General features: G+C 39.6%; 24 protein-coding genes. 3 read left to right on the top strand and 21 right to left on the bottom strand.

Going from position 1 to position 22,991, the window contains the following annotated elements; translation table 11 throughout:
- Nucleotides 1-26: 26 nt before the first annotated feature.
- The 9 genes from LLF28_01740 to LLF28_01700 all read right to left on the bottom strand — a co-directional run bounded on the left by LLF28_01740 (nucleotide 27) and on the right by LLF28_01700 (nucleotide 6,556).
- On the bottom strand, nucleotides 27-614 hold the full coding sequence (locus LLF28_01740) for a GTPase domain-containing protein (protein MCE5194168.1): 588 nt from the start codon (nucleotides 612-614) through the stop codon (nucleotides 27-29).
- 13 nt (nucleotides 615-627) lie between these two features.
- Nucleotides 628-1,122, bottom strand: coding sequence for a roadblock/LC7 domain-containing protein (locus LLF28_01735; protein MCE5194167.1), 495 nt, complete (start codon nucleotides 1,120-1,122; stop codon nucleotides 628-630).
- Nucleotides 1,123-1,205: 83 nt separating this feature from the next.
- The gene (locus LLF28_01730; GenBank protein ID MCE5194166.1) at nucleotides 1,206-2,138 is read right to left on the bottom strand and encodes a thiamine pyrophosphate-dependent enzyme; all 933 of its coding nucleotides are present in this window, start codon (nucleotides 2,136-2,138) and stop codon (nucleotides 1,206-1,208) included.
- A 2-nt stretch (nucleotides 2,139-2,140) separates the two neighbouring features.
- On the bottom strand, nucleotides 2,141-3,322 hold the full coding sequence (locus LLF28_01725; protein ID MCE5194165.1) for a hypothetical protein: 1,182 nt from the start codon (nucleotides 3,320-3,322) through the stop codon (nucleotides 2,141-2,143).
- On the bottom strand, nucleotides 3,322-3,615 hold the full coding sequence (locus LLF28_01720) for a 4Fe-4S binding protein (protein ID MCE5194164.1): 294 nt from the start codon (nucleotides 3,613-3,615) through the stop codon (nucleotides 3,322-3,324). Before LLF28_01720 ends, LLF28_01725 begins: the two co-directional genes overlap by 1 nt.
- Nucleotides 3,612-4,187, bottom strand: coding sequence for a 2-oxoacid:acceptor oxidoreductase family protein (locus LLF28_01715; GenBank protein ID MCE5194163.1), 576 nt, complete (start codon nucleotides 4,185-4,187; stop codon nucleotides 3,612-3,614). Before LLF28_01715 ends, LLF28_01720 begins: the two co-directional genes overlap by 4 nt.
- Nucleotides 4,188-4,275: 88 nt before the next feature.
- The gene (locus LLF28_01710; protein MCE5194162.1) at nucleotides 4,276-5,139 is read right to left on the bottom strand and encodes a menaquinone biosynthesis protein; all 864 of its coding nucleotides are present in this window, start codon (nucleotides 5,137-5,139) and stop codon (nucleotides 4,276-4,278) included.
- Nucleotides 5,136-5,852 (bottom strand): dethiobiotin synthase, encoded by a 717-nt coding sequence (gene bioD, locus LLF28_01705; protein ID MCE5194161.1) that lies wholly within the window; start codon nucleotides 5,850-5,852, stop codon nucleotides 5,136-5,138. The genes LLF28_01710 and bioD overlap by 4 nt, the downstream gene beginning before the upstream one ends.
- Nucleotides 5,849-6,556 carry an SDR family NAD(P)-dependent oxidoreductase gene (locus tag LLF28_01700; GenBank protein MCE5194160.1) on the bottom strand — a complete coding sequence of 236 codons (708 nt, stop codon included), beginning with the start codon at nucleotides 6,554-6,556 and terminating at the stop codon, nucleotides 5,849-5,851. Before LLF28_01700 ends, bioD begins: the two co-directional genes overlap by 4 nt.
- A 165-nt stretch (nucleotides 6,557-6,721) precedes the next feature.
- Between LLF28_01700 and LLF28_01695 the strand changes: the two genes are divergently transcribed.
- The 3 genes from LLF28_01695 (at nucleotide 6,722) to LLF28_01685 (ending at nucleotide 8,179) form a co-directional block, all read left to right on the top strand.
- Nucleotides 6,722-6,922, top strand: a complete 201-nt coding sequence (locus LLF28_01695; protein ID MCE5194159.1) for a DUF2892 domain-containing protein — start codon at nucleotides 6,722-6,724, stop codon at nucleotides 6,920-6,922.
- A gap of 108 nt (nucleotides 6,923-7,030) precedes the next feature.
- Nucleotides 7,031-7,699, top strand: a complete 669-nt coding sequence (locus LLF28_01690; GenBank protein MCE5194158.1) for a DUF3047 domain-containing protein — start codon at nucleotides 7,031-7,033, stop codon at nucleotides 7,697-7,699.
- Nucleotides 7,700-8,179 (top strand): HIT domain-containing protein, encoded by a 480-nt coding sequence (locus LLF28_01685; protein MCE5194157.1) that lies wholly within the window; start codon nucleotides 7,700-7,702, stop codon nucleotides 8,177-8,179.
- 27 nt (nucleotides 8,180-8,206) lie between these two features.
- On the opposite strand, the gene mazG is transcribed toward LLF28_01685, so the two are convergent.
- From mazG to LLF28_01625, 12 genes are all read right to left on the bottom strand, one after another.
- Nucleotides 8,207-8,986 (bottom strand): nucleoside triphosphate pyrophosphohydrolase, encoded by a 780-nt coding sequence (gene mazG, locus LLF28_01680; protein MCE5194156.1) that lies wholly within the window; start codon nucleotides 8,984-8,986, stop codon nucleotides 8,207-8,209.
- 44 nt (nucleotides 8,987-9,030) lie between these two features.
- The gene (locus LLF28_01675) at nucleotides 9,031-9,237 is read right to left on the bottom strand and encodes a hypothetical protein (GenBank protein ID MCE5194155.1); all 207 of its coding nucleotides are present in this window, start codon (nucleotides 9,235-9,237) and stop codon (nucleotides 9,031-9,033) included.
- Nucleotides 9,238-9,331: 94 nt separating this feature from the next.
- Entirely contained in the window at nucleotides 9,332-11,110 is a 1,779-nt protein-coding gene (gene nuoF, locus LLF28_01670) for an NADH-quinone oxidoreductase subunit NuoF (GenBank protein ID MCE5194154.1), read from the bottom strand.
- A 2-nt stretch (nucleotides 11,111-11,112) separates the two neighbouring features.
- Nucleotides 11,113-11,574: an NAD(P)H-dependent oxidoreductase subunit E gene (locus LLF28_01665; GenBank protein MCE5194153.1), complete on the bottom strand. Its 462-nt coding sequence runs from the start codon at nucleotides 11,572-11,574 to the stop codon at nucleotides 11,113-11,115.
- Nucleotides 11,575-11,631: 57 nt separating this feature from the next.
- Complete coding sequence (locus LLF28_01660) at nucleotides 11,632-13,143, bottom strand: DHA2 family efflux MFS transporter permease subunit (GenBank protein MCE5194152.1); 1,512 nt, start codon at nucleotides 13,141-13,143, stop codon at nucleotides 11,632-11,634.
- Nucleotides 13,144-13,182: 39 nt separating this feature from the next.
- Nucleotides 13,183-14,280: an HlyD family secretion protein gene (locus tag LLF28_01655; protein ID MCE5194151.1), complete on the bottom strand. Its 1,098-nt coding sequence runs from the start codon at nucleotides 14,278-14,280 to the stop codon at nucleotides 13,183-13,185.
- 24 nt (nucleotides 14,281-14,304) lie between these two features.
- Complete coding sequence (locus tag LLF28_01650) at nucleotides 14,305-15,534, bottom strand: ABC transporter permease (protein ID MCE5194150.1); 1,230 nt, start codon at nucleotides 15,532-15,534, stop codon at nucleotides 14,305-14,307.
- A gap of 1 nt (nucleotide 15,535) precedes the next feature.
- Entirely contained in the window at nucleotides 15,536-16,222 is a 687-nt protein-coding gene (locus tag LLF28_01645; GenBank protein MCE5194149.1) for an ABC transporter ATP-binding protein, read from the bottom strand.
- 7 nt (nucleotides 16,223-16,229) lie between these two features.
- Nucleotides 16,230-17,405, bottom strand: coding sequence for an efflux RND transporter periplasmic adaptor subunit (locus tag LLF28_01640; protein ID MCE5194148.1), 1,176 nt, complete (start codon nucleotides 17,403-17,405; stop codon nucleotides 16,230-16,232).
- Between the two features lies 1 nt (nucleotide 17,406).
- Entirely contained in the window at nucleotides 17,407-18,708 is a 1,302-nt protein-coding gene (locus LLF28_01635) for a TolC family protein (protein MCE5194147.1), read from the bottom strand.
- A gap of 23 nt (nucleotides 18,709-18,731) precedes the next feature.
- A complete protein-coding gene (locus tag LLF28_01630) occupies nucleotides 18,732-21,821 on the bottom strand; it encodes an efflux RND transporter permease subunit (GenBank protein MCE5194146.1) in 3,090 nt (1,029 codons plus the stop codon).
- The gene (locus tag LLF28_01625; GenBank protein ID MCE5194145.1) at nucleotides 21,821-22,987 is read right to left on the bottom strand and encodes an efflux RND transporter periplasmic adaptor subunit; all 1,167 of its coding nucleotides are present in this window, start codon (nucleotides 22,985-22,987) and stop codon (nucleotides 21,821-21,823) included. Before LLF28_01625 ends, LLF28_01630 begins: the two co-directional genes overlap by 1 nt.
- Nucleotides 22,988-22,991 lie beyond the last annotated feature (4 nt).

The raw sequence follows: 22,991 nt of genomic DNA, 5'->3' as shown, positions 1-22,991 counted from the left end.
GATCCTCCTCGTTTTTTACTTAGATATTAGTAATGCTTTTTTATTTCAAGCAGAACTTGTTTTGCAACGCCTTTCAATGTTTCGAATACGCCCAGTCCATTGGGTGCAATTGCCTCGAACCATGGAACGCCGTCAACATTGAGCAGTTTATTCATCTCTTCCAATGGCGCAACATTTGGAAGGTCCCTTTTATTGTACTGTATGACAAAAGGAAGTTTTTCAAGAACATATCCCTGCTCGGCAAGATTTATCTTTAAATCTTCGAGACTCTCTATGTTTGCCTCCATTCTCTCTAATTGTGAATCAGCGACAAAGACAATTCCGTCAACACCCTTGAGTATCAGCTTTCTGCTTGCAGCATAGAAAACCTGACCTGGAACTGTATATAAATGAAATCTTATTTTAAAACCTTTGATATCACCCAGAGCAAGCGGCAAGAAATCAAAGAACAGAGTTCTCTCTGTCTCTGTTGCCAGAGAAATAAGTTTGCCTTTTTGATCCGGATTTGTTTTTCTATAAATGAGCTGAAGATTTGTGGTCTTTCCGCACAAACCAGGACCATAATAGACAATCTTGCAGTTAATTTCCCGCGAAGAATAATTTATAAAGGACACTTAGCTGTCACACCTACTTGAAAAGATTATCAATATCTTCATCGCTTATCTCCGCAAAAGGCGATCTTTCCGCCTTTTCACCTGATTTTTCTGTCTCAGCCTTGTTTGTCATTTCATTGAATAAGTTAGAAAGAGCTTCTGATGATTTTTTAACCCTCAGCCTTACAAGTCCCAGTGAAGATCTTTTGTCAAATATCACGACAAGAATTACTCTGTGTCCAATTAAAGAGATATGTATATTGTCTTTTTCACCCTCATGAAAGAGAATTGAAAATTCTTTCTCTCCAAGAAGCCTTGCCATTCCGCCTGTTGCCGCTATGTTGCCTGCTGTCAGGGACGCAAGCGAAGTGGTATCGACATTGCTGATGTCGCCGGCACACGCTATTAACTGGCCGTTCTTGTCAACAAGAAAGACGATGTTCGCATTCGCCTGCTGCTGCAGTTTTTTGAGTTCCTCGTCAATCTTCTGAAACTCGTTCTCATACATCACAAGATCAGATGTAGCCATTTTTATCTAAGCTCCCTCAACTAAATTATCAGAAACAGCAGTAATAATCAACACTAAGAATGCATCTTTGAAATTATTCAGGATTATTCAGTTGGTGAATTTTTCAGAAGCTTCTCCCATTCAGCATCGACATATTCCTGAAATGTTCTCAGCATGCCTTCATTCTCAGCGCTAAAAAGGTGCTTAAATCTTCCCTGCGGCTTCAAAAAATCCGCAAGAGGCTTTTTCTCTTTAGGCTTGTATGTAACTTTTGTAACCCCGTTTTCTATTTCATACAAAGGCCAGTAGCATGTCTCAACTGCAAGTCTGCTGAGCATAATCGCATCATCAGTTTTGGATCTCCACCCTCTGTTGCATGGAGAAATTACATTAATGAATTTTGGCCCTTTTATCTCTAATGCCTTCTGTACTTTTTTAATAAAATCCATCCAGTGGCTGGGAGATGCCTGTGCAGCATAAGGAATATCGTGTGCAGCCATTATCTTTGTAAGGTTCTTCCTGTTCTGAGATTTTCCCTTAACAATACTGCCGACAGGGCATGTTGTTGTGTCTGCACCAAACGGAGTGGCGCTCGAGCGCTGAATACCTGTGTTCATGTATGCGCCGTTGTCATAGCATATATAGAGCATGTCATGACCGCGTTCCATTGCGCCTGAGAGACTCTGGAAGCCTATATCATATGTTCCACCGTCTCCGCCAAATGCTATGAACTTGACGTCCTTATCAATCTTTCCCTGTTTTTTCAGAGACCTGTACATTGTCTCAACGCCAGAGAGTGTTGCTGCTGCATTCTCAAAGGCATTGTGTATCCAAGGAATCTTCCATGCAGTGTATTCAGATATACATGTTGATACTTCGAGACAACCTGTTGCATTTGCCGCAATAACGGGATAATCGCATGCAAGGAGCGTCATCTTAACAACTATAGGTGCACCGCAGCCAGCGCACATTCTGTGTCCTGAAGTCAAAAGCATTTCTTTTTTTGAAAGCTCTTTTAATGTAATTGCAGTTGCCATTTTTATTCCCTCACTCCAATGTATTCTTTAAATGTCCTTACTTTGCCGGTTTTTGCAATCTCGACAAGCTCGTTAAGCACAAGCTCTGCATGTTCAGGCAGATAGTCTCTTCCGCCTAGACCGAAAATCTTATTGATAAGCAAAGGCTTTTTATCTGATGTATAAAGACTTGCTGCGATGTCAAGATACAGCGGTCCGAAAGAAACTCCGAATGAATCAGACCTGTCAAGAACGCATATTGCTTTCAGGTGTTTTAAGGCATCGCACACTTCTTTATATGGAAATGGCCTGTACAATCTCGGTTTTAAAAGACCTGCCCTTATTCCCTTTTTTCTGAATTCATCGATTACATCCTTTGTTGTCCCCGCAGCAGAGTTAAGTATCACAATCCCAATCTCAGCATCATCAAGTCTGTATGACTCAAACAAACCGTATTTTCTTCCTGAAATTTTTTCAAAGTCTTTAGCAACATCTAAAACAATCTGTGGAACTTTAGACATTACATCTGCCTGCGCCTTTCTGTATTCCATATAGTAGTCAGGCAGTATAAGCGGACCATAACTTACAGGATGTTCCATATCAAGCAGCGGATTAAGCTGTTTGTATTCGCCTGCAAAACTTTTAACAGCATCATCGTCAATATACTCTATCCTCTCTATTGAATGGCTTATTATAAATCCGTCAAGGCATACCATTGCAGGAAGTCTTATATCCATATGCTCGGCAATCCTGAAAGCTTGTATTGTATTGTCATATGAATCTTGAGCGTTCTCCGACCATAGCTGGATCCAGCCTGTATCTCTTGCGCCCATGGCATCTGAATGGTCGCCATGAATATTTAAAGGCGCAGCAAGCGCCCTGTTTACAACAGGCATTACTATAGGAAGCCTATAGCCTGATGCTATGTAAAGTATCTCCCACATTAGAGCAAGCCCTTGTGACGATGTAGCTGTTATTACTCTTCCTCCTGCTGCTGAAGAGCCTACACATGCGCTCATTGCGCTGTGCTCGCTCTCAACAAGGATAGTTTCTGTATTGACCTTCCCGTCTGAAACAAACGACGCAAACCGCTGCATTATATCTGTCTGAGGAGTTATTGGATATGCTGCGCACACATCAGGATTAACCTGTCTGAGCGCATTAGCCACTGCTTCATTGCCTGTAACTGCTACAATATTTGGCATTATTTCCCCTCCTCTTCCATGATAATCGCCTTATTCCCTTTTTTACCGGGACATTCGAGAGCGCAGATACCGCATCCTTTACAGTAATCATAGTTGAATCCTGTCATTTTTCCTTCTTTTACATTAATTGACATGTCAGGACAGTATGCCCAGCAGAAGAGGCAGTGAATGCAGTTCTCCTCTATCCACTTTGGTTTCAATGCCCTCCATGATCCGGTCTTGAATTTCAGAGCGCTTCCAGCCTCAGTGACAACAGCGCCCGGAACTAATTCTTTGCAGTTTCTCAGTTTCATCCCTCGTTTACCTCCTGATATCCGCGTCTTGTTGCCTCAAGGTTTCCGTCAATTATTTTTTGAGAGAATTTTTTACCAAAGCTTTTCTTCACATCTCCCAGAACATGCTCAAGAGTAACAAGACCTGTTACCTTGCATACTGCTCCAAGCATAGGAGAATTCGGCATTGCCCTTCCAATGCAATCAACCGCAATCTTTGTCGCGTCGATCGTATAAACTTTCTGAGTTGATTTAGCTTTTAATTTTGCTCTTATTTCTTTCGGATCTCTCATGGTGTTCACAACAAAAATTGCGTTCTCCGTTGAGCCGTCTGCAACATTAATGCTGTCAAGCAATGTGGCATCAACAACACTCACAACCTGAGGTTTGAGCACAGGACAATGCATTCTAAGTTCATTGCTGCTTATCCTGTTATAAGCTCTAAGCGGAGCGCCTGCGCGTTCAGGCCCGTACTCAGGAAATGCCTGTACGTATCTGCCGCTGCTAAGGCAGGTATCTGCCAAAACTTTTGCGGCAGTTACGGTTCCCTGTCCTCCTCTGCCATGCCATCTAATTTCAACCATCTCAGACATAATTTTCCTCCAGAACAAATTTTAAGATTATAATTTTATATAATTACATTTTCATTTTACAATACCAGAATAAGGCTATAACTATTTCTTATGAATCAATTCGATGCTTTATCAAACCAAGCTCTCCTGACAACTGACAAAATAGTTCAAGTCCCTTTTTGTGTTCATCATTAAAATCATAAGATATATTTTCCCAGTAATCAACAATCTCTTTTCCGCCCAGAACTTCTTTCAGTGGAAAATTATCTGCTACCAATCCAAAATTCTTGAGAGCAAGTAATTTTGCGGCATCAAGATCTTTCCTAAGTTTTTTGATAAGACTTTGTTTTTCAGGACTGAGATTTTTTTTGTAAATCCATAATGCGAATGTAAACGGGAGTTCTGTATATTTATGCCACAATTCTCCAAGGTCATATATATAAAGCTCCGGACCTCTGCAGGATGATTCGTATTTTCTCACTGCTTTCATGGCATCGTCGCCTATCAGCATATAGGCCTCGGCCTTATTATATCCGTAAATTAAACTTTCGATGCTTATGTTTCCTGGTTCAGAATTGCAGTTTATCTTCAGAAATTTTCTGAATATTATTTCTAGAAGCGCAGTTGATGTCTCTGACTGTGAAGATGTTAATATCTTCATGCCGTTAAGCTTTTCTATCGGTCTTCTGCTGTAAAGAAATATACTGCCAATCGCTCCTATCGAACTTATTGAATGGTTTTCTATAAATTCATATTCATCTCTCATACGAAGATACTCAATTGACGACGAAGGGCTTATATCAATCTCTCCATTTCTCACCATTTTATTCAAATCCGAAGGCACTCCATGTATAAATTCATAAAGCGCACAGTCGCAGTTTTTTTTAAGCATATAAAATATAGGGAATAAGTTCGAGTAAAATATCTCGCCTATCCTAAGTCTGTTTTCTGCTGGTTCAACAATATCGGTCATTTATTTAAATATTTTTTAAGGCCGTCAATATTTATGTTTTCGGCGAATGCCTTCAATATCTCATCTCCTGAAATATTGTCAAGAAACGGCAAAACACCCATAAAGGGAATATTCCCTATCATCTTTCTCACAACATCAGGGTTTGTTTTTTCAGCAATTAATTCCTGATAGGGATACATATTATTCATTATCAAACCTGCTATCTCAAGTCCTTTGTTCAAAGCAAAATTTATTGTCAGCATAGTGTGATTTATCGTGCCCAGATACGGTCTTGCAACTATAACTAGAGGAAGATTTAGTTCTTTTGCAATATCTGCAATGAAGTAGTCTGTTTTTATCGGCACGAGCAGCCCTCCCACCCCTTCAACAATTACTGCATCGTATTTATCTGAAAGTTTTTCAAATGATCCTTTTATTATATTTATATCAATAGTTTTATTTTCCAGCGATGATGCAACCATTGGCGCAAGCGGATGTTCGAAGCAGTATGGCGTTATCAGATCAATATCTTCATCTGCAATATTCATCTCTTTTAAAAAAAACCCATCACAAGGGACAATCTTATTGTCTTTTCTTTTACAGCCAGTCTCAATCGGTTTCATGCCGCAAGTCTTGATGTTTATTGAATTCAATGTTTTTACGATCGCTGCTGTAATTATGGTTTTCCCTACGTTTGTGTCTGTTCCTGTAACAAAAAAACCTTTTGTTTTCATATGATCCTGCTGTCAAGACAGAATACCTGTCCTGTGATATTTCTTGTTTTTACGATATTCAATATGAATTCAGCAACTTCATCAGGATCCGATAATCGGTTTAACAGGCTTTCCTTCTTTGCGTTTTCCATTGCCTTTGGAGAAGAAACTCCCATCTCAGTCTGCATATAACCCGGCAACAAAGCGTTTACTCTGATATTGAATTCAGCAAGTTCTCTTGCAGAAGTATACGTGAGACCAAGTATTCCTGCCTTAGAAGCGCTGTAAGCAGACTGTCCAGACTTTCCCTTTAATCCTGAATACGAAGAGATATTTATAATATTACCGCCTGTTTTTTTCATTTTTTCTGAAAATACTGTGATTGTGTTAAAACAACTTTTGAGATTAGTCCTTAAAATTCTGTCCCAGTCTTCTTCCTTCATATTGATCATTAGTTCGTCTTTTGTTATGCCTGCATTGTTTACTAATAGGTCAACCCTGCCCCATTTTTTATAAACTGCATCAGCCATATTATTCACTTGTTTCATATCTCCTGCATCAGCCCTGAAACAAAAAGAATCATTTTTTATTTCAGCAACTGTTTTCATTGCATCTGACTCTGACTCAAGATAATTAACTGCAATACTATAGCCTGCCATTCCAAGTTTTATTGCAATGGTTTTCCCAAGACCGCGTGAGGCTCCTGTGACTACTGCTACAGGCAAGGTAACGCTCCTTTGAAAAATGTTCTTTACCTGCACATTTTAACATATTTTATAAAACACGCATTTTTACCTTTTTAATAAAAAACAAATAGAATGTTGTTTAAATTGAGACTATAATCAAGAGTAGATATATTGATAACATGCAAGAAAAGGGAGGTGAATTCAATGACAAAAAATATGGGAACAACTGACAAGATAATAAGGATAATAATCGCAGTTGTTATAGGCATACTCTATTTAACAGGCAATATAAGCGGCATACTTGCTGTTGTGCTAGGAATATTAGCAGTTATATTCCTGCTCACAAGCTTTGTTGGATGGTGTCCGCTATATGTGCCATTTGGGATATCTACCAAGAAAAAATAAGAATCTGCTGTCAATTTAAGGCTGTTTTATCCATTATGGACAAAACAGCCTTATTTATTATTTTATTGCATCTTCTAAATTCTCATTCTGTTCTGATATACTAGCAAAATGTTTTACAGGGTAATTTCAATTGCTTTTATCCTTGGGTTATGTCTTGTATCCTTTCTCGAGGCAAATCCATCCTTTATTCCTATCGATTTTAAAGGAAAACTTGATTCAAAAGGAGTTCCTGAAGGATGGGAACTAAAGACAAAAAACGGCGATGCTTTATTCAAAATACTGAATGAAGATGATGAAAAAATTGTTCATTTTACGTCTATTGATTCATCTTTCTCCTTTCAACGTGATATATCTTTAAACTTAAAAGATTATCCCTGTCTCGTAATGAAATGGAAGGCAGTAAAATTACCGACAGGAGGCGATGTCAGAAAAGGGAAAACAGATGATCAGGCTCTTCAAACACTCATAGCATTTAAAGGCGGGAATATATTGAGTTATGTATGGGACACAAACGCGCCTGAAGGTTTTTTGAAAGATGATTCTATTGGCTTTCCTCTTAATCTAAAGATCAAAATACTTGTCGTTAAATCCGGAGCTTCACAGATCGGCCAGTGGTTGACAATAACAAGGAATGTATATGATGACTATAAAAAATTCTTTGGCAAAGAACCGCCGCAGATTAAAGGCATCAGAATTCAGATAAATTCACAAAATACTGGCACAGCTGCTGAAAGCTATTTCGGCAGCATGATATTTAAGAAGGATACTGCAAATTAGATGAGGACAATATGGGCGCCATGGAGAATGGATTTTATTGCCTCGAAAAAAGAGCCCGGATGTCTGTTCTGTAATAAACTCAAGGAGAAAAAAGACCGAGAAAATCTGATCCTCTACAGAAGCAGACACTGTTTTGTTATTATGAATTTATATCCTTACAACAACGGTCATCTTATGGTTGTGCCAAATATTCATACGCCTTCTATAGAAAATCTGCATGATGATATGCTTCTGGATTTTTCAAAGGTTACTCAATATTCAATAAAATGTCTTAATGATCTTATGAAACCCGAAGGTTTTAATCTCGGCATTAATATGGGGGCTGCTGCAGGAGCAGGGATAAAGGAACATGTCCATCTTCATGTTGTTCCAAGATGGGCAGGTGATACGAATTTCATGACTACAGTCAGTGAAACAAAAGTGATCCCCGAACATATACTGAACACTTATGACAACCTTTTAAAAATCTTCACCAAATAATAGAGTTCCGATTTATCACAATATCATCTAATCTGTCTTATTTCTGCTCTTTGTTTTTGCCTCATCCCACAAAGCATCCATTTCTTCAAGCGCCATGTCTGAAAGGTTCCTTTCACTCTCTGATGCCTTCATCTCTATATAGCGGAATCTTGATATAAATTTGCTGATTGTTTTTCGGAGCGCATCCTCAGGATTTACTCCTACAAATCTTGATATGTTAACAAGCACGAAAAAAATATCTCCCAGTTCATCCTCGATCTCAGACTGTCTATTGTTGTTAAGCGCAGTCTTGAACTCATTAAGTTCTTCATCAAGCTTTTTAATTACATCATCCGTCTTCTCCCAGTCAAAACCAGCCCTTGCAGCTTTTTTCTGAAGCTTATGCGCTCTCAAGAGAGACGGTAATGCCTTGGGAACTCCTTCAAGGACTGACTCTCTTTTTTTGCCTTCTCTCTTTTTTTCTTCTTCCCAGTGTCTTTGATGCTCTGCCTTGCTCTTAAATTGTATTCCGGCAAAAACATGCGGATGTCTTTTGATCATTTTATCGCTGATCGTCTTAACCACATCATAAATATCAAACTCTTTTTTTTCTTTTGCTATCTGAGAATGGAACACTATCTGTAAAAGAATATCTCCGAGTTCTTCTTTTATCTTTTCCGGATTATCTTCGTCCAGAGCCTCAAGCAGTTCATATGTTTCCTCTAAAAGAAAAGGTCTTAGAGACGCTCTTGTCTGTTCTTTATCCCATGGACAGCCGTTTTCTGCTCTGAGCGCTGACATTATTTCTACAAGTTTTTTAAAGTCCATAATCAAGAATAATAGCAGAAAACAAAATTAATGGAGAGCTAAAATTACCAGACAATCGAGATCAAGGAATTTATATCAGCCTGAATGCGGTTATATTTACATTTTACAATCGAACACCGTTCTGAACGATAGCAATATCCGCCTCTTAGAACTACATGTGTGTAAATTCCAGTAGACTCTCTGTATGGACAGGGCAGATGCAGTTTGCCTGTTGTCTCTGAAAATTGTTTTTCTAGGATTCTTTTCTTCATTGATTTTCAATCAGGATCATAATCGAGGTCTTATTCGAGAAGTAGTATAAATCATCTAAAAGCTTTTTGTCACTTAAAACTATTTTTTATAGAATTAACTCCTGCCCACTGCATTCAACCGGCAGATGTCATAACACGCACCGCATTTTATGCATTTAATGTGTTCTATCCTGTGCGGAAACTTATGGTCGCCTACTATAGCTTCTTGAGGACATACTCTCTTGCAGGCACCGCATCCTGTACATATATCTTTGTGAATCGCATATATAAGAAGGTGCTTGCATACTTTTGCGGGACACTTTTTTTCTCTTATGTGCGCTTCATATTCGTTCCTGAAATATTTTATAGTGCTGAGCACAGGATTAGGTGCTGTCTGTCCAAGACCGCAGAGAGATGTTTTTTTTATATATTCGCTCAGTTCTTCAAGTTTTTCTATGTCTCCTTCTTCTCCATTACCGGTTGTTATTTTTTCCAGTATCTCAAGAAGTCTCTTAGTCCCTATTCTGCATGGAACGCACTTTCCGCAAGATTCTGACTGAGTAAACCGTGTGAAATATTCAGCTATATTCACCATACAGTCATCATTGTCCAGAACTATCATCCCTCCGGAACCAACTATAGAGCCTGCTTGTGCAAGAGACTCGTAATCGAATTTTATGTCGAGCATACTGGCTGGAATGCACCCTCCTGACGGACCGCCTGTCTGAACAGCTTTTAAATTTTTTCCCTCATCAAGTCCGCCGCCAATGTCATAGATTATCTCTCTGAGGGTTATGCCCATCGGCACTTCTATCAGTCCGGTATTTTTTATCTTGCCTGTTAAAGCAAATACCTTTGTGCCTTTTGATTTCTCAGTCCCGTATGATGAATACCACGCATGGCCTTTTTTGATTATGTAAGGGATATTCGCCAGTGTCTCGACATTATTGATGACTGTCGGCTTCTCCCATAAACCCTTATTCACAGGAAAAGGCGGTTTGGATCTGGGCATTCCTCTCTGCCCTTCGATGGAAGCTATCAGCGCTGTTTCTTCCCCGCAGACGAACGCGCCTGCTCCGAGTTTTATAACAATATTAAAATTTTTGTCTGAATTGAATATCCTCTTTCCTAAAAAACCTTTGTCCTCCGCCTGTTTAACAGCAAGCCTCAGTCTCTCAACAGCAAGAGGATATTCTGCTCTTATATACACATAACCTTTCTCAGAACCAACAGCATACGCTGTTATTATCATTCCTTCCACAACAGAATGCGGGTTCCCCTCTATGACTGCCCTGTCCATAAATGCTCCGGGGTCTCCTTCATCAGCATTGCAGATAATATATTTTGTATCTGCTTGAGCCTTTCTTGCCAACTCCCATTTCAAACCCGTGGGGAAACCTGCTCCTCCTCTTCCACGCAAACCAGATAATTTTATTTCATTGATAACATCTTCAGGTTTCATTGAGGAAAAAACTTTGCGCGCAGATGCATATCCATCTGCGCATATGTAAGATTCGATATCTTCAGGATCAACTTTTCCACAATCAGAAAGAACTATTTTCATCTGTTTTTTATTAAAATCCACCAGAATCTCGTCAGCCATCCATCTATGCACAGGTTTCCCGCCAATAATATGATCTTCTACTATTTTTTCGACCATGTCAGGCTTCACATGCTGATATACTGTCTTAATTCCGTCAATGACAATGTCGACCAAAACATCACTTGCGCACAAACCCATACAGCCAACCTGATGAGATGAGCATTTTTTGCCGACTGATGCCTTTATCTTTTTTTCATGAAAAATTCTTTTGAATTCGTCAAGAATATCTTTCCCTCCTGCAGCAATACCTGCAGGCCCCATGCATACCCTTATCAATATATCCTTTTTCATATCTATTTCTTCTTTTTCATTGATTTTATCTCTCTTACTAAAATTTCATGCTTGACCTTGCCCCTTACCTTGCCGTCTATCAAAACAATAGGAGCAAAACTGCAGGTGCCAAGACAAGCAACTTTTTCGAGAGTGAATTCTCCGTCTTTTGTCGTGTCTTCTTTGTCGTCCAGCCCTAATTCAAGTTTAAGGCTGTCTATTATTTTTTCTGCTCCTTTTACATGACACGCTGTGCCGCAGCATGCTGTAATCTTATGTTTGCCTGCCGGATTTAACCTGAACTGAGAGTAGAAGGTTGCCACTCCATAAATATAAGCCGAAGGGATATTAAGTTTTTCAGAAAAATAATAGATTGACTCTCTGGGTATGTAACCAAATACTGCCTGTATGTCCTGCAGAAGAGATATAATATTACCGTTGTTTTCTAAATGTCTGTGCAAAATATCTTCGTTTGATCGCTTCATATAATATCCCTTACTCTTAAGTAAGGTATTTTAACATGCATATAATAAGCCAGCTTATTAATTTTTCTTATTGCGTCTTATTATAAAAACAAGCGGCACAGTAAATAGCAAAAGTACACTCAACAGATGAAATGCATCATTAAAAGAAAGCATGGAAGCCTGCTTTAACATCTGATTATATATTACTGCCAGTCCCCCCTGCTGTGAGGATGCTGCATCTAATCCTTTACTCTGGAGCATTTGAGATGTTTGTGACGAGAGAATCTGATAATTCGCATCAAATGGAGTCAGATGCTCAACAAGTCTTACCTGATGGAACTGGGAGCGTCTTGCAACCATAGTAGTTACAAATGCAACTCCAAAACTCCCGCCGAGATTCCTGAGCAGATTAAATATTCCTGTAGCATTTGCCATCTCCTCTTTTTTAATTTCTGACATTGTAAGAGTCGTAAGAGGAATAAATAAAAAACCCATTCCAACGCCAAGCACAACACGCGGCCAAATTATAGTATCGAAATCAGCCATGAGATTGAAATTAGACATCAGATATGTTGAATATGCAGCTATGCCTATCCCTGAAGCAAGAAGAAGTTTTGGATTCATTTTTGTTACAAGCTTTCCTGCTACTGGCATTGCAACCAGAGTTGCTATTCCTCCGGGCCCCAGTACTAGACCTGCAAGTGTTGCATTGTAGCCCATTAAAGTTTGAAGATAAATTGGAAGAAGAACGATACTGCCGAAAAGATTAAAAAAAGCCAGAAACATTATTGTACTGCCTGTGCTGAACGAGATATTTTTAAATGTCTTCAGATTAACAATAGGATGTTCTGCAAAAAATTCCACGATTATAAAAAGAACTAAAGACAATGCTGAGATTGTAGCCAGCCATGTAATAAAGTTTGACGAAAACCAGTCCTCCTGCTGACCCTTATCAAGCACTATCTGAAGACAGCCAAGACCAACTGCAAGCAATGCAAGACCCCAATAGTCTATCTTCATCTTCATCTGTCTCATGTAATGAGGGTCTTCTATGAAAAACATGACCATAAGTATCGATACAACCCCAATAGGTATATTAATAAAGAATATCCAGTGCCATGACCAATTATCAGTAATCCATCCGCCGAGCAATGGTCCTATTATTGGGCCGAACATTATTCCGACACCAAATATCGCCATTGCCATTCCATGCTGTTTCTGTGGAAAAGTTTCAAGAAGTATTGACTGTGATATCGGCTGCAAAGCTCCTCCGCCAATACCCTGCAAAATTCTAAATAAGACCAGACTCTGAAGATTCCATGCCGTGCCGCATAAAAAAGAACTTACTGTAAAAAGCATAAGTGAAAATATAAGATATTTTTTTCTGCCGAATAGTCTGCTCAGCCACCCGGTCATCGGGATGATTATTGCGTTAGATACAAGATAGGATGTTATTGTCCATGTAGATTCATCTATGCCTGCCGAGAGACTTCCGCGTATATGGTCAAGCGAGACATTTACAACAGACGTATCGATGATTTCGATAAGTGTTGGAAGCATTACTGTTAAAGCAACAATCCACTTATTCATTCATTTTAATTTTGCAATGACAAAACCACAAGAGAAGATTTATTTATCAATAATAATCGTGGTTACAACAGACATGCCTACTCTGAGCACATGTCCAGGATCAGTTCCCTTGTCAAAGGCAATCTTCACAGGGATTCTCTGAACAACCTTTACATAATTTCCGGTTGCATTTTCAGGGGGAAATAACGAAAATACTGCGCCTGTGCCTGCCATAATGCTGTCAACCGTGCCTTCAAATGTCTTTCCAGAATAAGTATCAACTTTTATCTTCACTCTCTGTCCAGATTTAACCTTTTTGAGCTGTGTCTCTTTGTAATTAGCAATAACCCAGATATCATCAAGCGGCACAACCGCCATTAAAGGCTGTCCTGCCTGTACCTGATTCCCAGCCTCAAGTGATTTTTTTGTTACATTCCCATCTGCAGGCGCATAGATCTTTGTATAACCCTGATTAAGTTTCGATGCATCAAACTGCGCTTCTTTTTGTTTAATGGTTGATTTCTGAGGTTCCAGTGCTGCAGCAGTCTGTTTTATCACAGCCTTCTGAGTTAGAAGCCGTGACTCAATCTGTTTTAGTTCTTCTCTTGAAGCCTTAAGCTGTGCATTTGCAATATCATAGCTTGTCTTTGTTTTTTCATACCTTTCTTTTGAAATAAGTTCCTCTTTAAAAAGTTCTTCTGCTCTCTTCATGTCTGATTCAGACTGTTTCATATTCGCTTCCTGAAGTTCAAGATTCGCTTTTGCCGAGCCAAGCACTGCCTTTAACTCTTCATACTGCTGTTTTGCTGTCTCGAGCTTATACTTAAGCTCTGAGAGCCTTGTTTTTTCTGCATCAAAAGCTGATGATGCCTCTTTAACCTTCACGTCATAATCCTGTGTGTCTATCTCAAGAAGCATATCTCCTTTTTTCACAAACTGATTATCATTTACATACACAATTTTTACTGTCCCGGAAACTTTTGCGCTGATCGTATGAATGCGTCCTGTTATAAATGCATCGTCTGTGCTTATATGACTTTCTTTATACGGAAGATAGATTGCAAGTGAGATTGAGCTTACTATGACAAGAACGCCAAATACAACAAGAGCTGTCTTTTTTCTTTTATCATTATTGCTGACAACATTCATTTCATCCATCTATTTTTTCCTTCAAAATATAATTTATTCATATCTCAAGGCATCTATTGGATTAAGCAGAGACGCCTTATATGCCGGATAAAAACCGAAAAATATCCCGACAATCGCAGAAAAACTGAACGAAAGCACTATAGAAAAAACTGAGACTACTGTTGTCCATCCAGCTGTAAAAGACAGGATTTCCGAGCTTGTTATGCCGAGAATTATTCCTATTATTCCTCCTGTCATAGAAAGAATAAGCGCCTCGATAATAAACTGCAGCCTTATATCCCATGTTTTAGCTCCGACTGCCATACGTATCCCTATCTCTCTTGTCCTCTCTATAACAGAAACAAGCATTATGTTCATAATGCCTATCCCTCCAACAAGCAAAGACACAGAAGCAATCGCGCCAAGAAGCAGCGTCATAACTCTTGTTGATTCTTCAGCCGCCTGCATCATCTGAGTGAGATTTCTAACAGTAAAATCTAAATCTTTTTTAAAACCTATTTTATGCCTCTGTTTGAGCAGTTCTGTAATCTGTTTTTCAGCAGCTGGCAATTCTTCAGATCCTTTTGCCTTGACCATGATAAACCTGACCATACCAGGCAGAGTAGTTCCGAAAAGTTTTTTTTGTGCGGTAGTTACAGGAACATAGATAACATCGTCCTGGTCCTGTCCAGTCGCAGACTGGCCTTTTTTATCAAGAACACCGATGACCTTAAAAGGAACTTTTTTTATTCTTACAATCTGACCAACAGGGTCAAGACTTCCGAAAAGGCTGTCAACCACAGTCTGGCCCAGCAGACAGACTTTTGTTGCGCTTTTTACATCTTCTGAAGTGAACGGTCTTCCTGAAGACAATGCCCATTCTTTTACATCAAGCATCTCAGGTGTCGTGCCTGTGACACCTGTGGACCAGTTCTGATTTCCATAGACTATTTGCGCTGTTCCACTCAGAATAGGCGCAGCATACGCAACTGCAGACAATTCTTTTTGTATTGCCTCAGCGTCTCCTGTTGTAAGAGTTGGCTGGGAACCTGCTCCCATTCTAACTCCGCCTGAAGTAGTTGCTCCGGAAAGTACCATAATAAGATTGCTTCCAGTGCTTGCGATCTGCTCAGCAATTTTTCTGCTTGCTCCTGTTCCTACTGCAAGCATTGTTATTACAGCTCCAACACCTATAATTATTCCAAGCATAGTCAGCGCAGAACGAGTCTTATTCACCTTGAGCGCTCTAAGAGAAATCTTTAATGCCGAGGGTATATAAATCATATTATTTTCTCTTCTCGTCTTTTATTATTCTGCCGTCTACGAATTTTATATTTCTCCGCGCATATGCCGCTATATCAGGTTCGTGAGTCACAAGAATAATTGTTATCTCCGATTTTTTATTAAGATTTACAAAAAGATCCATTATCTCATTGCTTGTTTTTGTGTCGAGGTTTCCTGTTGGTTCATCAGCAAGAATCATAGGAGCATCATTAACAAGTGATCTGGCTATGGCAACCCTCTGCTGTTGTCCGCCTGATAACTGGTTGGGATGATGATGTTCTCTACCATCGAGCCCTACAAGCTTTAACGCATTCATAGCCCTTTCTCTTCGTTCCTCAGGCGTAAATCCGTTATACAACATAGGGAGTTCAACATTTTCTATTGCCGATGTTCTGGACAAAAGATTAAAACCCTGGAACACAAAACCTATTTTTTTATTTCTTATTCCTGCAAGCTCATCTCTTGAAAGGCTTGCAGTATCAATACCGTCTATCAGATATTCACCGCTGGTCTGCTTGTCGAGGCATCCGATAATATTCATGAATGTTGATTTGCCTGAGCCAGAAGGTCCCATGATCGCTACGAATTCTCCTTTTTCTATAGAGACAGTCACTCCGCACAGAGCGTTCACCTCGACATCACCTAGGCTGTAAATTTTGCATATATTTCTTACTTCTATGAGCGCCATATTTAATTTAAAACAGTCTGGGACCACCAGACTGTTTTGTTGAACCGCTTTTTTGCTGTGTCAAAGCCTCAACAATAACTTCTTGTCCTTCTTTCAGTTCTTCAGAAATCACTTCCGTATAATTGCCGTCGCTTAGTCCTGTTTTGATATTTATCCTTTTTGGTTTTTTGTTTTCCAATATCCAGATACCAATAGATTTTTTCCCCGGTTTGCCTGCTGTCTTTTCAGGCGCTTCACTGAGTCTGAATCTAAGAGCAGCATTCGAAACTTTGAGTACATTTTTCTGAGAAGCAATAATAATCGAAACATTTGCCGTCATTCCCGGTTTTAGTTTCATATCACTGTTATCAACCATAACCACGACGTCATAAGTGATAACGTTTTGAACATTTATCGGAGAATTTCTTATCTGAGCCACTACCCCTTTAAATGTTATTTCAGGATATGCATCGATATTGAATTCGACTTTTTGTCCAACAGCTATTTTGCCTATGTCCGCTTCGTCGACATTTGTGTCGATCTGCATCTTTGTGAGATCCTGAGCTATTGTAAAAAGTGTCGGTGTCTGAAAACTTGCGGCAACTGTCTGTCCAACATCCACATTTCTTGATACCACAATCCCATTAACAGGAGACAGGATTCTTGTATACCTCAAATTTGTTTCTGCAATCTTTAAAGCAGCAGCTGTTTGAGCAACCTGAGCCTTTGCAGAGCTTGCAGCTGCTACTGATGTCAAATAATTGGTCTCGGCAACATCAAGATCACTGCGCGCAATAAGATTTTTTGCGAACAATTCTTTATATCTCTCCATTGTACGCTTTGCATCAAGAACTGTTACATTTGCCTTGTCCTCATTTGCCTTTGATGACATCAGATTCGCCCTTGCCTGGTCAACCTGAGCCTCGAATGTTGTTGGATCGATCTGAGCAATAAGCTGGCCTTTTTTAACAATTGAATTGAAGTCAACGTAGATATTTTTTATTGTTCCTGAAACCTGCGTGCCAACCAAAACATTTGTAACAGCATTAACATTTCCCGTTGCCGAGACAGCTGCAGTGATATCACCTTTTGCAAGCTTTTCGGTCCTGAACTTCATTTCTTTATTGCCGCTTAAAAAATAAACAGCTGTAAGAACAATAACTAATACAGCGATTCCAGAAGTAATAATAATTTTCTTTTTCATATTATTTTAACCCCATAGCCTGCTCAAGGCTTGCAAGCGCCAATTGATAATCATAAAGCGCCTGTATGTGTGATAGTTTTGAATTGCTGTATGCAACTTGTGCATCAGTTACTTCGATCGGGCTGCTTATTCCTGCTTCATATCTCCCATTTGCAATTTCTAGATTTTCAGTTGCCTGCTTTACCGCAAGCTCAGCAGTTGTTGTTGATTCTTCAGCTTGAAGAAGCTGAAGATATGCCTGTCTTATATTTAATTGAATTGTATTTTTTAGTGCCTCTTCATTGGCTCTAACTAAATCCAGATTAGCCTCTGCTTCTTTCACCTGATGCCTTGTGAGAAATCCGCTGAATATCGGAAATGTCATTGTAACTCCTGCGGTCCAGCCTTCTTGAAGAGGAAATTTCTGCGCCGACCAGTTATAAGCAGCGCTTCCGTTCAACACAGGATAATATCCTTTTTTTGCAAGTGAAACGGATTCTTTTGCAGCCTCTTTCTTTGCTGTAAGCGAAATAAGATCAGGACGATTTTTAAAGGCCGTCTCAATAGCTTCTTGTAATGTTACATGTTGTTTTTTTACAGTAAGATTGTCTACAAGCGTATATTCCGGCGCATTTGGAATTCCCATGGCGTTATTGAGTGTTACAAAAGCGATCTTAAGATTATTTTCAGCCTTTATCAGATTAAGCTTTGCAGTGCTAAGATCAACTTCAGCTTTTGTCACATCGAATTTTGATTTAGTTCCAACACTGAAAAATCCTTTTGCCTGCTCAAGATGCTGCTGATACTGGGCTACTGTTTCAAGAGCAACATCTCTGCTTCTCTTTGTCTGGAGCAGATTATAATAAGCCTGTTTTACGTTGAATATTGTCTGATCTATAATGTTGTCAAGATCAGCTTTAGAGGCATCGCGGTTGAACTCCTGAATTCTGACCTGTGTCGGAGTCTTACCAAAATCAAAAAGCATCTGGTTGAGATTTATACTGCTGGTATATTGATCATAAGGGTTGTCGGATTTAAGCGTTGACCCTCCTGATGCTGATTTTATTTTGCTATAGCCTCCCGATGCGCTTAGCTGAGGAAAATAATTAGACTGCGCCTGTCCTATTTTGCTCTGGTTCACTAAAACATTATTTTTAGCAGCAACAATACTCGGATGGAATTTGAAAGCTAATTCAATACATCGTTCCAAGTTTAAATTCTCATTCTTTTTAATTATCTCCTCGCCAGCTGCATGAAAAGGAAGAGACAACAAGAAAATGACTGAAAAAATTACCCGAATAAAATAAAATTTACGCTCTGTCATGTTATAAGCCCTCATACTTTGCTTTACTGATTTTTTTTGGAATGTCTCCATTCATTCACCTTATCTTTGAATGCCTCCATATATACATAAAAAACAGGAGTAACATACAGCGTCATTAACTGTGAAACTACAAGACCGCCAACAACAGCAAGTCCTAATGGACGACGCACATCAGCGCCGGCGCCAAAACCAAGGGCAATTGGCAATATTCCCATCATAGCTGACATTGTTGTCATCATAATCGGACGGAACCTTACAATACATCCTTCATATATGGCTTCAGCAGGCTCCTCGCCTTTTTCCCTTTGGGCAACAAGCGCAAAATCTATCATCATAATCGCATTTTTCTTAACAATCCCAATAAGCATGATTATTCCAACAAATCCATAGATATTAAGTTCCATACCGAATATCATAAGCGTAAATAATGCTCCGAAACTTGCAGACGGCAGACCTGAAAGAATAGTTATCGGATGGATAAAACTTTCATAAAGTATTCCGAGAACAATGTATATAACAAGCACAGCTACAATTAAAAGAATCCATAAATTTTGCATTGATGATTGAAACGCCTGAGCTGTGCCGCCAAAATTTGTGCTTATGGTTTGAGGCAGGGTTGCACTCGACGCTTTATCAACAGATGAGACAGCCTCGCTCAAAGATACATCAGGTCTTAGATTAAATGAAAGCGTAACTGCAGGAAGCTGTCCCTGATGATTGACTGACAGAGGACCAACGGTATTTTTAAGGTCTGCAATAGCATTTAAAGGAACTAGTTTCCCGGAAGAAGACCTGACATATAATAACAGCAATGCCGATGGATCCAGCTGATATTTTGATTCTACCTCCATAATAACCTGATACTGATTAGTTGGAGCGTATATTGTAGATATCTGTCTTGTAGAATATGCGGTGCTTAAAGCATCTTCTATCTGCTGGGCGCTTATTCCTAATGCCGAGGCCTTATCCCTGTTTATATCAATATCCAACTGAGGATTTTTTATCTGAAGATCGCTTGTTACATCTTGAAGAATCGGGATTTCACGAAGTTTCATTTCGAGTATTGCAGAATATTTATAAAGTTCTTCTATATCAGGCCCCTGGAGAGTGTACTGATACTGCCCTTTTGTTAATCTGCCGCCGATAACAATAGGCGGAGGGTTTTGCATAAAAATTTGTATTCCAGTTACATTAGAAGTTTTTTTTCTGAGTTCCTGTATAACTCCCTCTGCTCTCAATTTACGTTCTGAGCGCGGCTTTAGATTTATGAACATTCTTCCTGTATTGAGTGAAGAGCTAGGACCTGCTGCACCTACTACTGACATAAAGGCATCAACATTAGGATCCTTGCTTATAATATCCGCCAATTCCTTTTGGCGTTTTACCATTGCATCAAAAGAAATCCCCTGCTGTGCCTCTGTAAATGCAAAAATTCTTCCTATATCCTCGCTTGGAAGAAATCCCTTTGGCATTGAAGCGAACATAAAAAGACTTAGGATTAACATAATGACTGTAATTATCATAGTTGTTCTTCTGTGCTTTAGGACTATATCAAGACTCCATTTGTATGTATCAAGCATCTTGTTAAAAAATTTCTCAAGTGTCATGTAAAGCCTGCCGTGGCGTTCTTCACCGTGAGGCCGTATAAATTTACTGCAAAGCATCGGCGTAAGGCTCAATGACACAAACCCAGATACAAGAATTGCCATGCTTATTGTGACTGCAAATTCATGAAGCAGACGGCCGAGTATCCCGCCCATAAAAAGTACGGGGATAAATACTGCAACCAGCGATAATGTCATTGATAAAATGGTAAATCCAATTTCCTTCGAGCCTTTCAATGCAGCTTCCTTTACACTCTCGCCCTTTTCCATATGTCTGACGATGTTTTCCAGCATAACAATAGCGTCATCTACAACAAATCCTACAGCGAGGATCATCGCCAATAATGAAAAATTATTAATGCTGTAATCAAGAAGATACATTGCCGCAAAAGTAAATATGATCGATATTGGCAAGGCAAGACTTGGAATTACTGTTGCAGAAAGATTTCTTAAAAACAGAAATATAACGAGAACAACAAGACAGATTGCAAGAAATAGTGTGAATTTAACCTCATTGACTGATTCCTTAATAGAAACAGATCTGTCAAAAAGTATATTTAGATTAATTGATGCAGGTATCTGAGCGCGAAAAGCCGGAAGAAGAGCTTTAATTGAATCAACTACTTCAATAGTGTTCGTTCCGGGCTGGCGCTGAATAGCAAGAACAATCGAACGCGTATCATTATACCAACTGGCCAATCTGCTGTTCTCCACACTGTCTATGACATTTCCAAGCTGCTCAAGATACACAGGAGAGCCGTTGCGGTAAGCCACTATCAATTTGCGATATGCCGAAGCTTCATAAAGCTGACCGCTTGCCTGTAATGTAAATGCCTTGTCAGAACCGTATAAAGCGCCTATAGGCAAATTAACATTAGCCTTTGAAACAGCATTCATGATCTCATCAATGCCAATGCCTCTGTAGGATAAGGCTTCAGGATTAAGCTGAACGCGCACTGCATATTTCTGAGCGCCATAAATCATAACCTGAGCCACTCCGCTAATCATCGAGATGCGCTGTGCAACATATGTATCTGCATATTCATTCACTGTTGAAAGCGGCAGAGTAGGAGAATTCATCGAAATAAAAATAACCGGGGAATCAGCAGGGTTAACCTTCTGATATGAAGGAGGACTCGGCATATCAGGCGGAAGCAGACGCGCTGACTTCGAGATCATTGCCTGAACATCCTGCGCTGCTGCATCAATATTACGGCTGAGATTAAATTGGAGTGTAATCTGCGTTTTCCCTAAAGTATTTGTTGATGTCATTGAATCAATACCAGCAATTGTAGAAAACTGTCTTTCCAAAGGAGTGGCTACTGCTGATGCCATAGTCTCAGGGCTGGCGCCCGGCAGATCTGCCGTGACATTTATTGTAGGGAAATCCACACTCGGCAGGTCATTAACAGGCAGAAATTTGTAACCGATAATCCCAAAAAGCACTAATGCTGTCATGACAAGCGTTGTCATGACAGGTCTTTTTATAAAAATCTCAGCGATATTCATTATTGTTTGCTGCCTTGTTTTTCTTTAATCTCTTTGCTGTTTTTCCCGTCCTTGATCTCTATTTTTACTCCGGGAATAAGCTTCATCTGTCCATCTGTAACAACTTTCTCATTAGGCTGCAGACCTTTTTCAATAACAGCCTTGTCATTGAAACTCCTGTTCGCCACAACAGGACGCATTTCAACAGTCATATCATTCTTTACAACAAAAACATACTGTCCGCTCTGGCCTGTCTGCACCGCCTGCAAAGGAACAACGATTGCATCAGGTTGTGTCGTTAATGTCATGACAACATTCACAAACTGCCCCGGCCAGAGTCTCTTGCTCTTGTTCGCAAAGGTTCCTTTTATTCTTATAGTCCCTGTTGATGCATCAACTGCATTATCAATGAAGCTAAGTGTTCCTTTTTCTGTATCCTGATAGTCTTTTGCAACAACCGCCTCGATCTTCAAAGAGCCCTTTGACATATATTTCTTTATCTCAGGGAAATTCTGCTCAGGCACAGAGAAATTCACATATGTCGGCTGCAGCTGATTAATAACAACCATTGCCTTATCATCATTAGCCTTTATCTGATTTCCCTTATTAAAAAGCAGGCTTCCTGTCTTTCCTGAAATTGGAGCATGTATCGTGCAATAACTTAACTGAAGCTCAGCGTTCTCAACAGCCGCTTTATCAGCTTCAACTGTTGCCTTTAAAGCCTCGGCATTTGCAAAAATCTGCTCATACTGCGATCTGCTCACAAGCTGTTCTTTGTAGAGTTCTGAATATCTTTTTTCGTCTTCTTCAGCTTTTTTGTATAAAGCCGTATCCTTTAAAAGATTAGCTTTTGCAGAATCCAGCGCTGCCTTATATGGTCTGGGGTCTATGGTAAAAAGCAGATCGCCCTTATTGACATCTTTGCCTTCTTGAAAGTGAACAGCCGTTAACTCTCCGTTGACGCGCGCCTTTATCGAGACAGTTGAATACGCCTCAATATTCCCTATTGCATTGATCTGAACAGGCACTGTTTCTTTTGAAACACTTGCAACAAGGACAGGAACAGGCATTGTCTTGCCTTTATCGGGTTTTCCTCCAGAACATGCAGCAATAAATGAAACCGAAAAAATTAGCAGCGATATCCCCAGTATTTTATTTAGAGTGTTTGGTCCTATGTTTATTTTCATCAGA

The sequence above is a fragment of the Nitrospiraceae bacterium genome, from assembly GCA_021373015.1.
In the GTDB taxonomy this organism is placed as follows: domain Bacteria; phylum Nitrospirota; class Thermodesulfovibrionia; order Thermodesulfovibrionales; family UBA1546; genus JAJFTJ01.
This window is presented reverse-complemented; position numbering and strand designations above follow the sequence as displayed.

Coding starts and splice junctions, on each gene's coding strand:
- LLF28_01660 (MCE5194152.1), bottom strand. CDS start 13,143: ATGAATAAGTGGATTGTTGCTTTAACAGTAATGCTTCCAACACTTATC.
- LLF28_01720 (MCE5194164.1), bottom strand. CDS start 3,615: ATGAAACTGAGAAACTGCAAAGAATTAGTTCCGGGCGCTGTTGTCACT.
- LLF28_01640 (MCE5194148.1), bottom strand. CDS start 17,405: ATGAAAAAGAAAATTATTATTACTTCTGGAATCGCTGTATTAGTTATT.
- LLF28_01675 (MCE5194155.1), bottom strand. CDS start 9,237: ATGAAGAAAAGAATCCTAGAAAAACAATTTTCAGAGACAACAGGCAAA.
- LLF28_01685 (MCE5194157.1), top strand. CDS start 7,700: ATGAGGACAATATGGGCGCCATGGAGAATGGATTTTATTGCCTCGAAA.
- LLF28_01655 (MCE5194151.1), bottom strand. CDS start 14,280: ATGGATGAAATGAATGTTGTCAGCAATAATGATAAAAGAAAAAAGACA.
- LLF28_01730 (MCE5194166.1), bottom strand. CDS start 2,138: ATGGCAACTGCAATTACATTAAAAGAGCTTTCAAAAAAAGAAATGCTT.
- LLF28_01690 (MCE5194158.1), top strand. CDS start 7,031: ATGTTTTACAGGGTAATTTCAATTGCTTTTATCCTTGGGTTATGTCTT.
- mazG (MCE5194156.1), bottom strand. CDS start 8,986: ATGGACTTTAAAAAACTTGTAGAAATAATGTCAGCGCTCAGAGCAGAA.
- LLF28_01650 (MCE5194150.1), bottom strand. CDS start 15,534: ATGATTTATATACCCTCGGCATTAAAGATTTCTCTTAGAGCGCTCAAG.
- LLF28_01665 (MCE5194153.1), bottom strand. CDS start 11,574: ATGAAGCGATCAAACGAAGATATTTTGCACAGACATTTAGAAAACAAC.
- LLF28_01635 (MCE5194147.1), bottom strand. CDS start 18,708: ATGACAGAGCGTAAATTTTATTTTATTCGGGTAATTTTTTCAGTCATT.
- nuoF (MCE5194154.1), bottom strand. CDS start 11,110: ATGAAAAAGGATATATTGATAAGGGTATGCATGGGGCCTGCAGGTATT.
- LLF28_01645 (MCE5194149.1), bottom strand. CDS start 16,222: ATGGCGCTCATAGAAGTAAGAAATATATGCAAAATTTACAGCCTAGGT.
- LLF28_01715 (MCE5194163.1), bottom strand. CDS start 4,187: ATGTCTGAGATGGTTGAAATTAGATGGCATGGCAGAGGAGGACAGGGA.
- LLF28_01695 (MCE5194159.1), top strand. CDS start 6,722: ATGACAAAAAATATGGGAACAACTGACAAGATAATAAGGATAATAATC.
- LLF28_01625 (MCE5194145.1), bottom strand. CDS start 22,987: ATGAAAATAAACATAGGACCAAACACTCTAAATAAAATACTGGGGATA.
- LLF28_01630 (MCE5194146.1), bottom strand. CDS start 21,821: ATGAATATCGCTGAGATTTTTATAAAAAGACCTGTCATGACAACGCTT.
- LLF28_01735 (MCE5194167.1), bottom strand. CDS start 1,122: ATGGCTACATCTGATCTTGTGATGTATGAGAACGAGTTTCAGAAGATT.
- LLF28_01725 (MCE5194165.1), bottom strand. CDS start 3,322: ATGCCAAATATTGTAGCAGTTACAGGCAATGAAGCAGTGGCTAATGCG.
- bioD (MCE5194161.1), bottom strand. CDS start 5,852: ATGAAAACAAAAGGTTTTTTTGTTACAGGAACAGACACAAACGTAGGG.
- LLF28_01710 (MCE5194162.1), bottom strand. CDS start 5,139: ATGACCGATATTGTTGAACCAGCAGAAAACAGACTTAGGATAGGCGAG.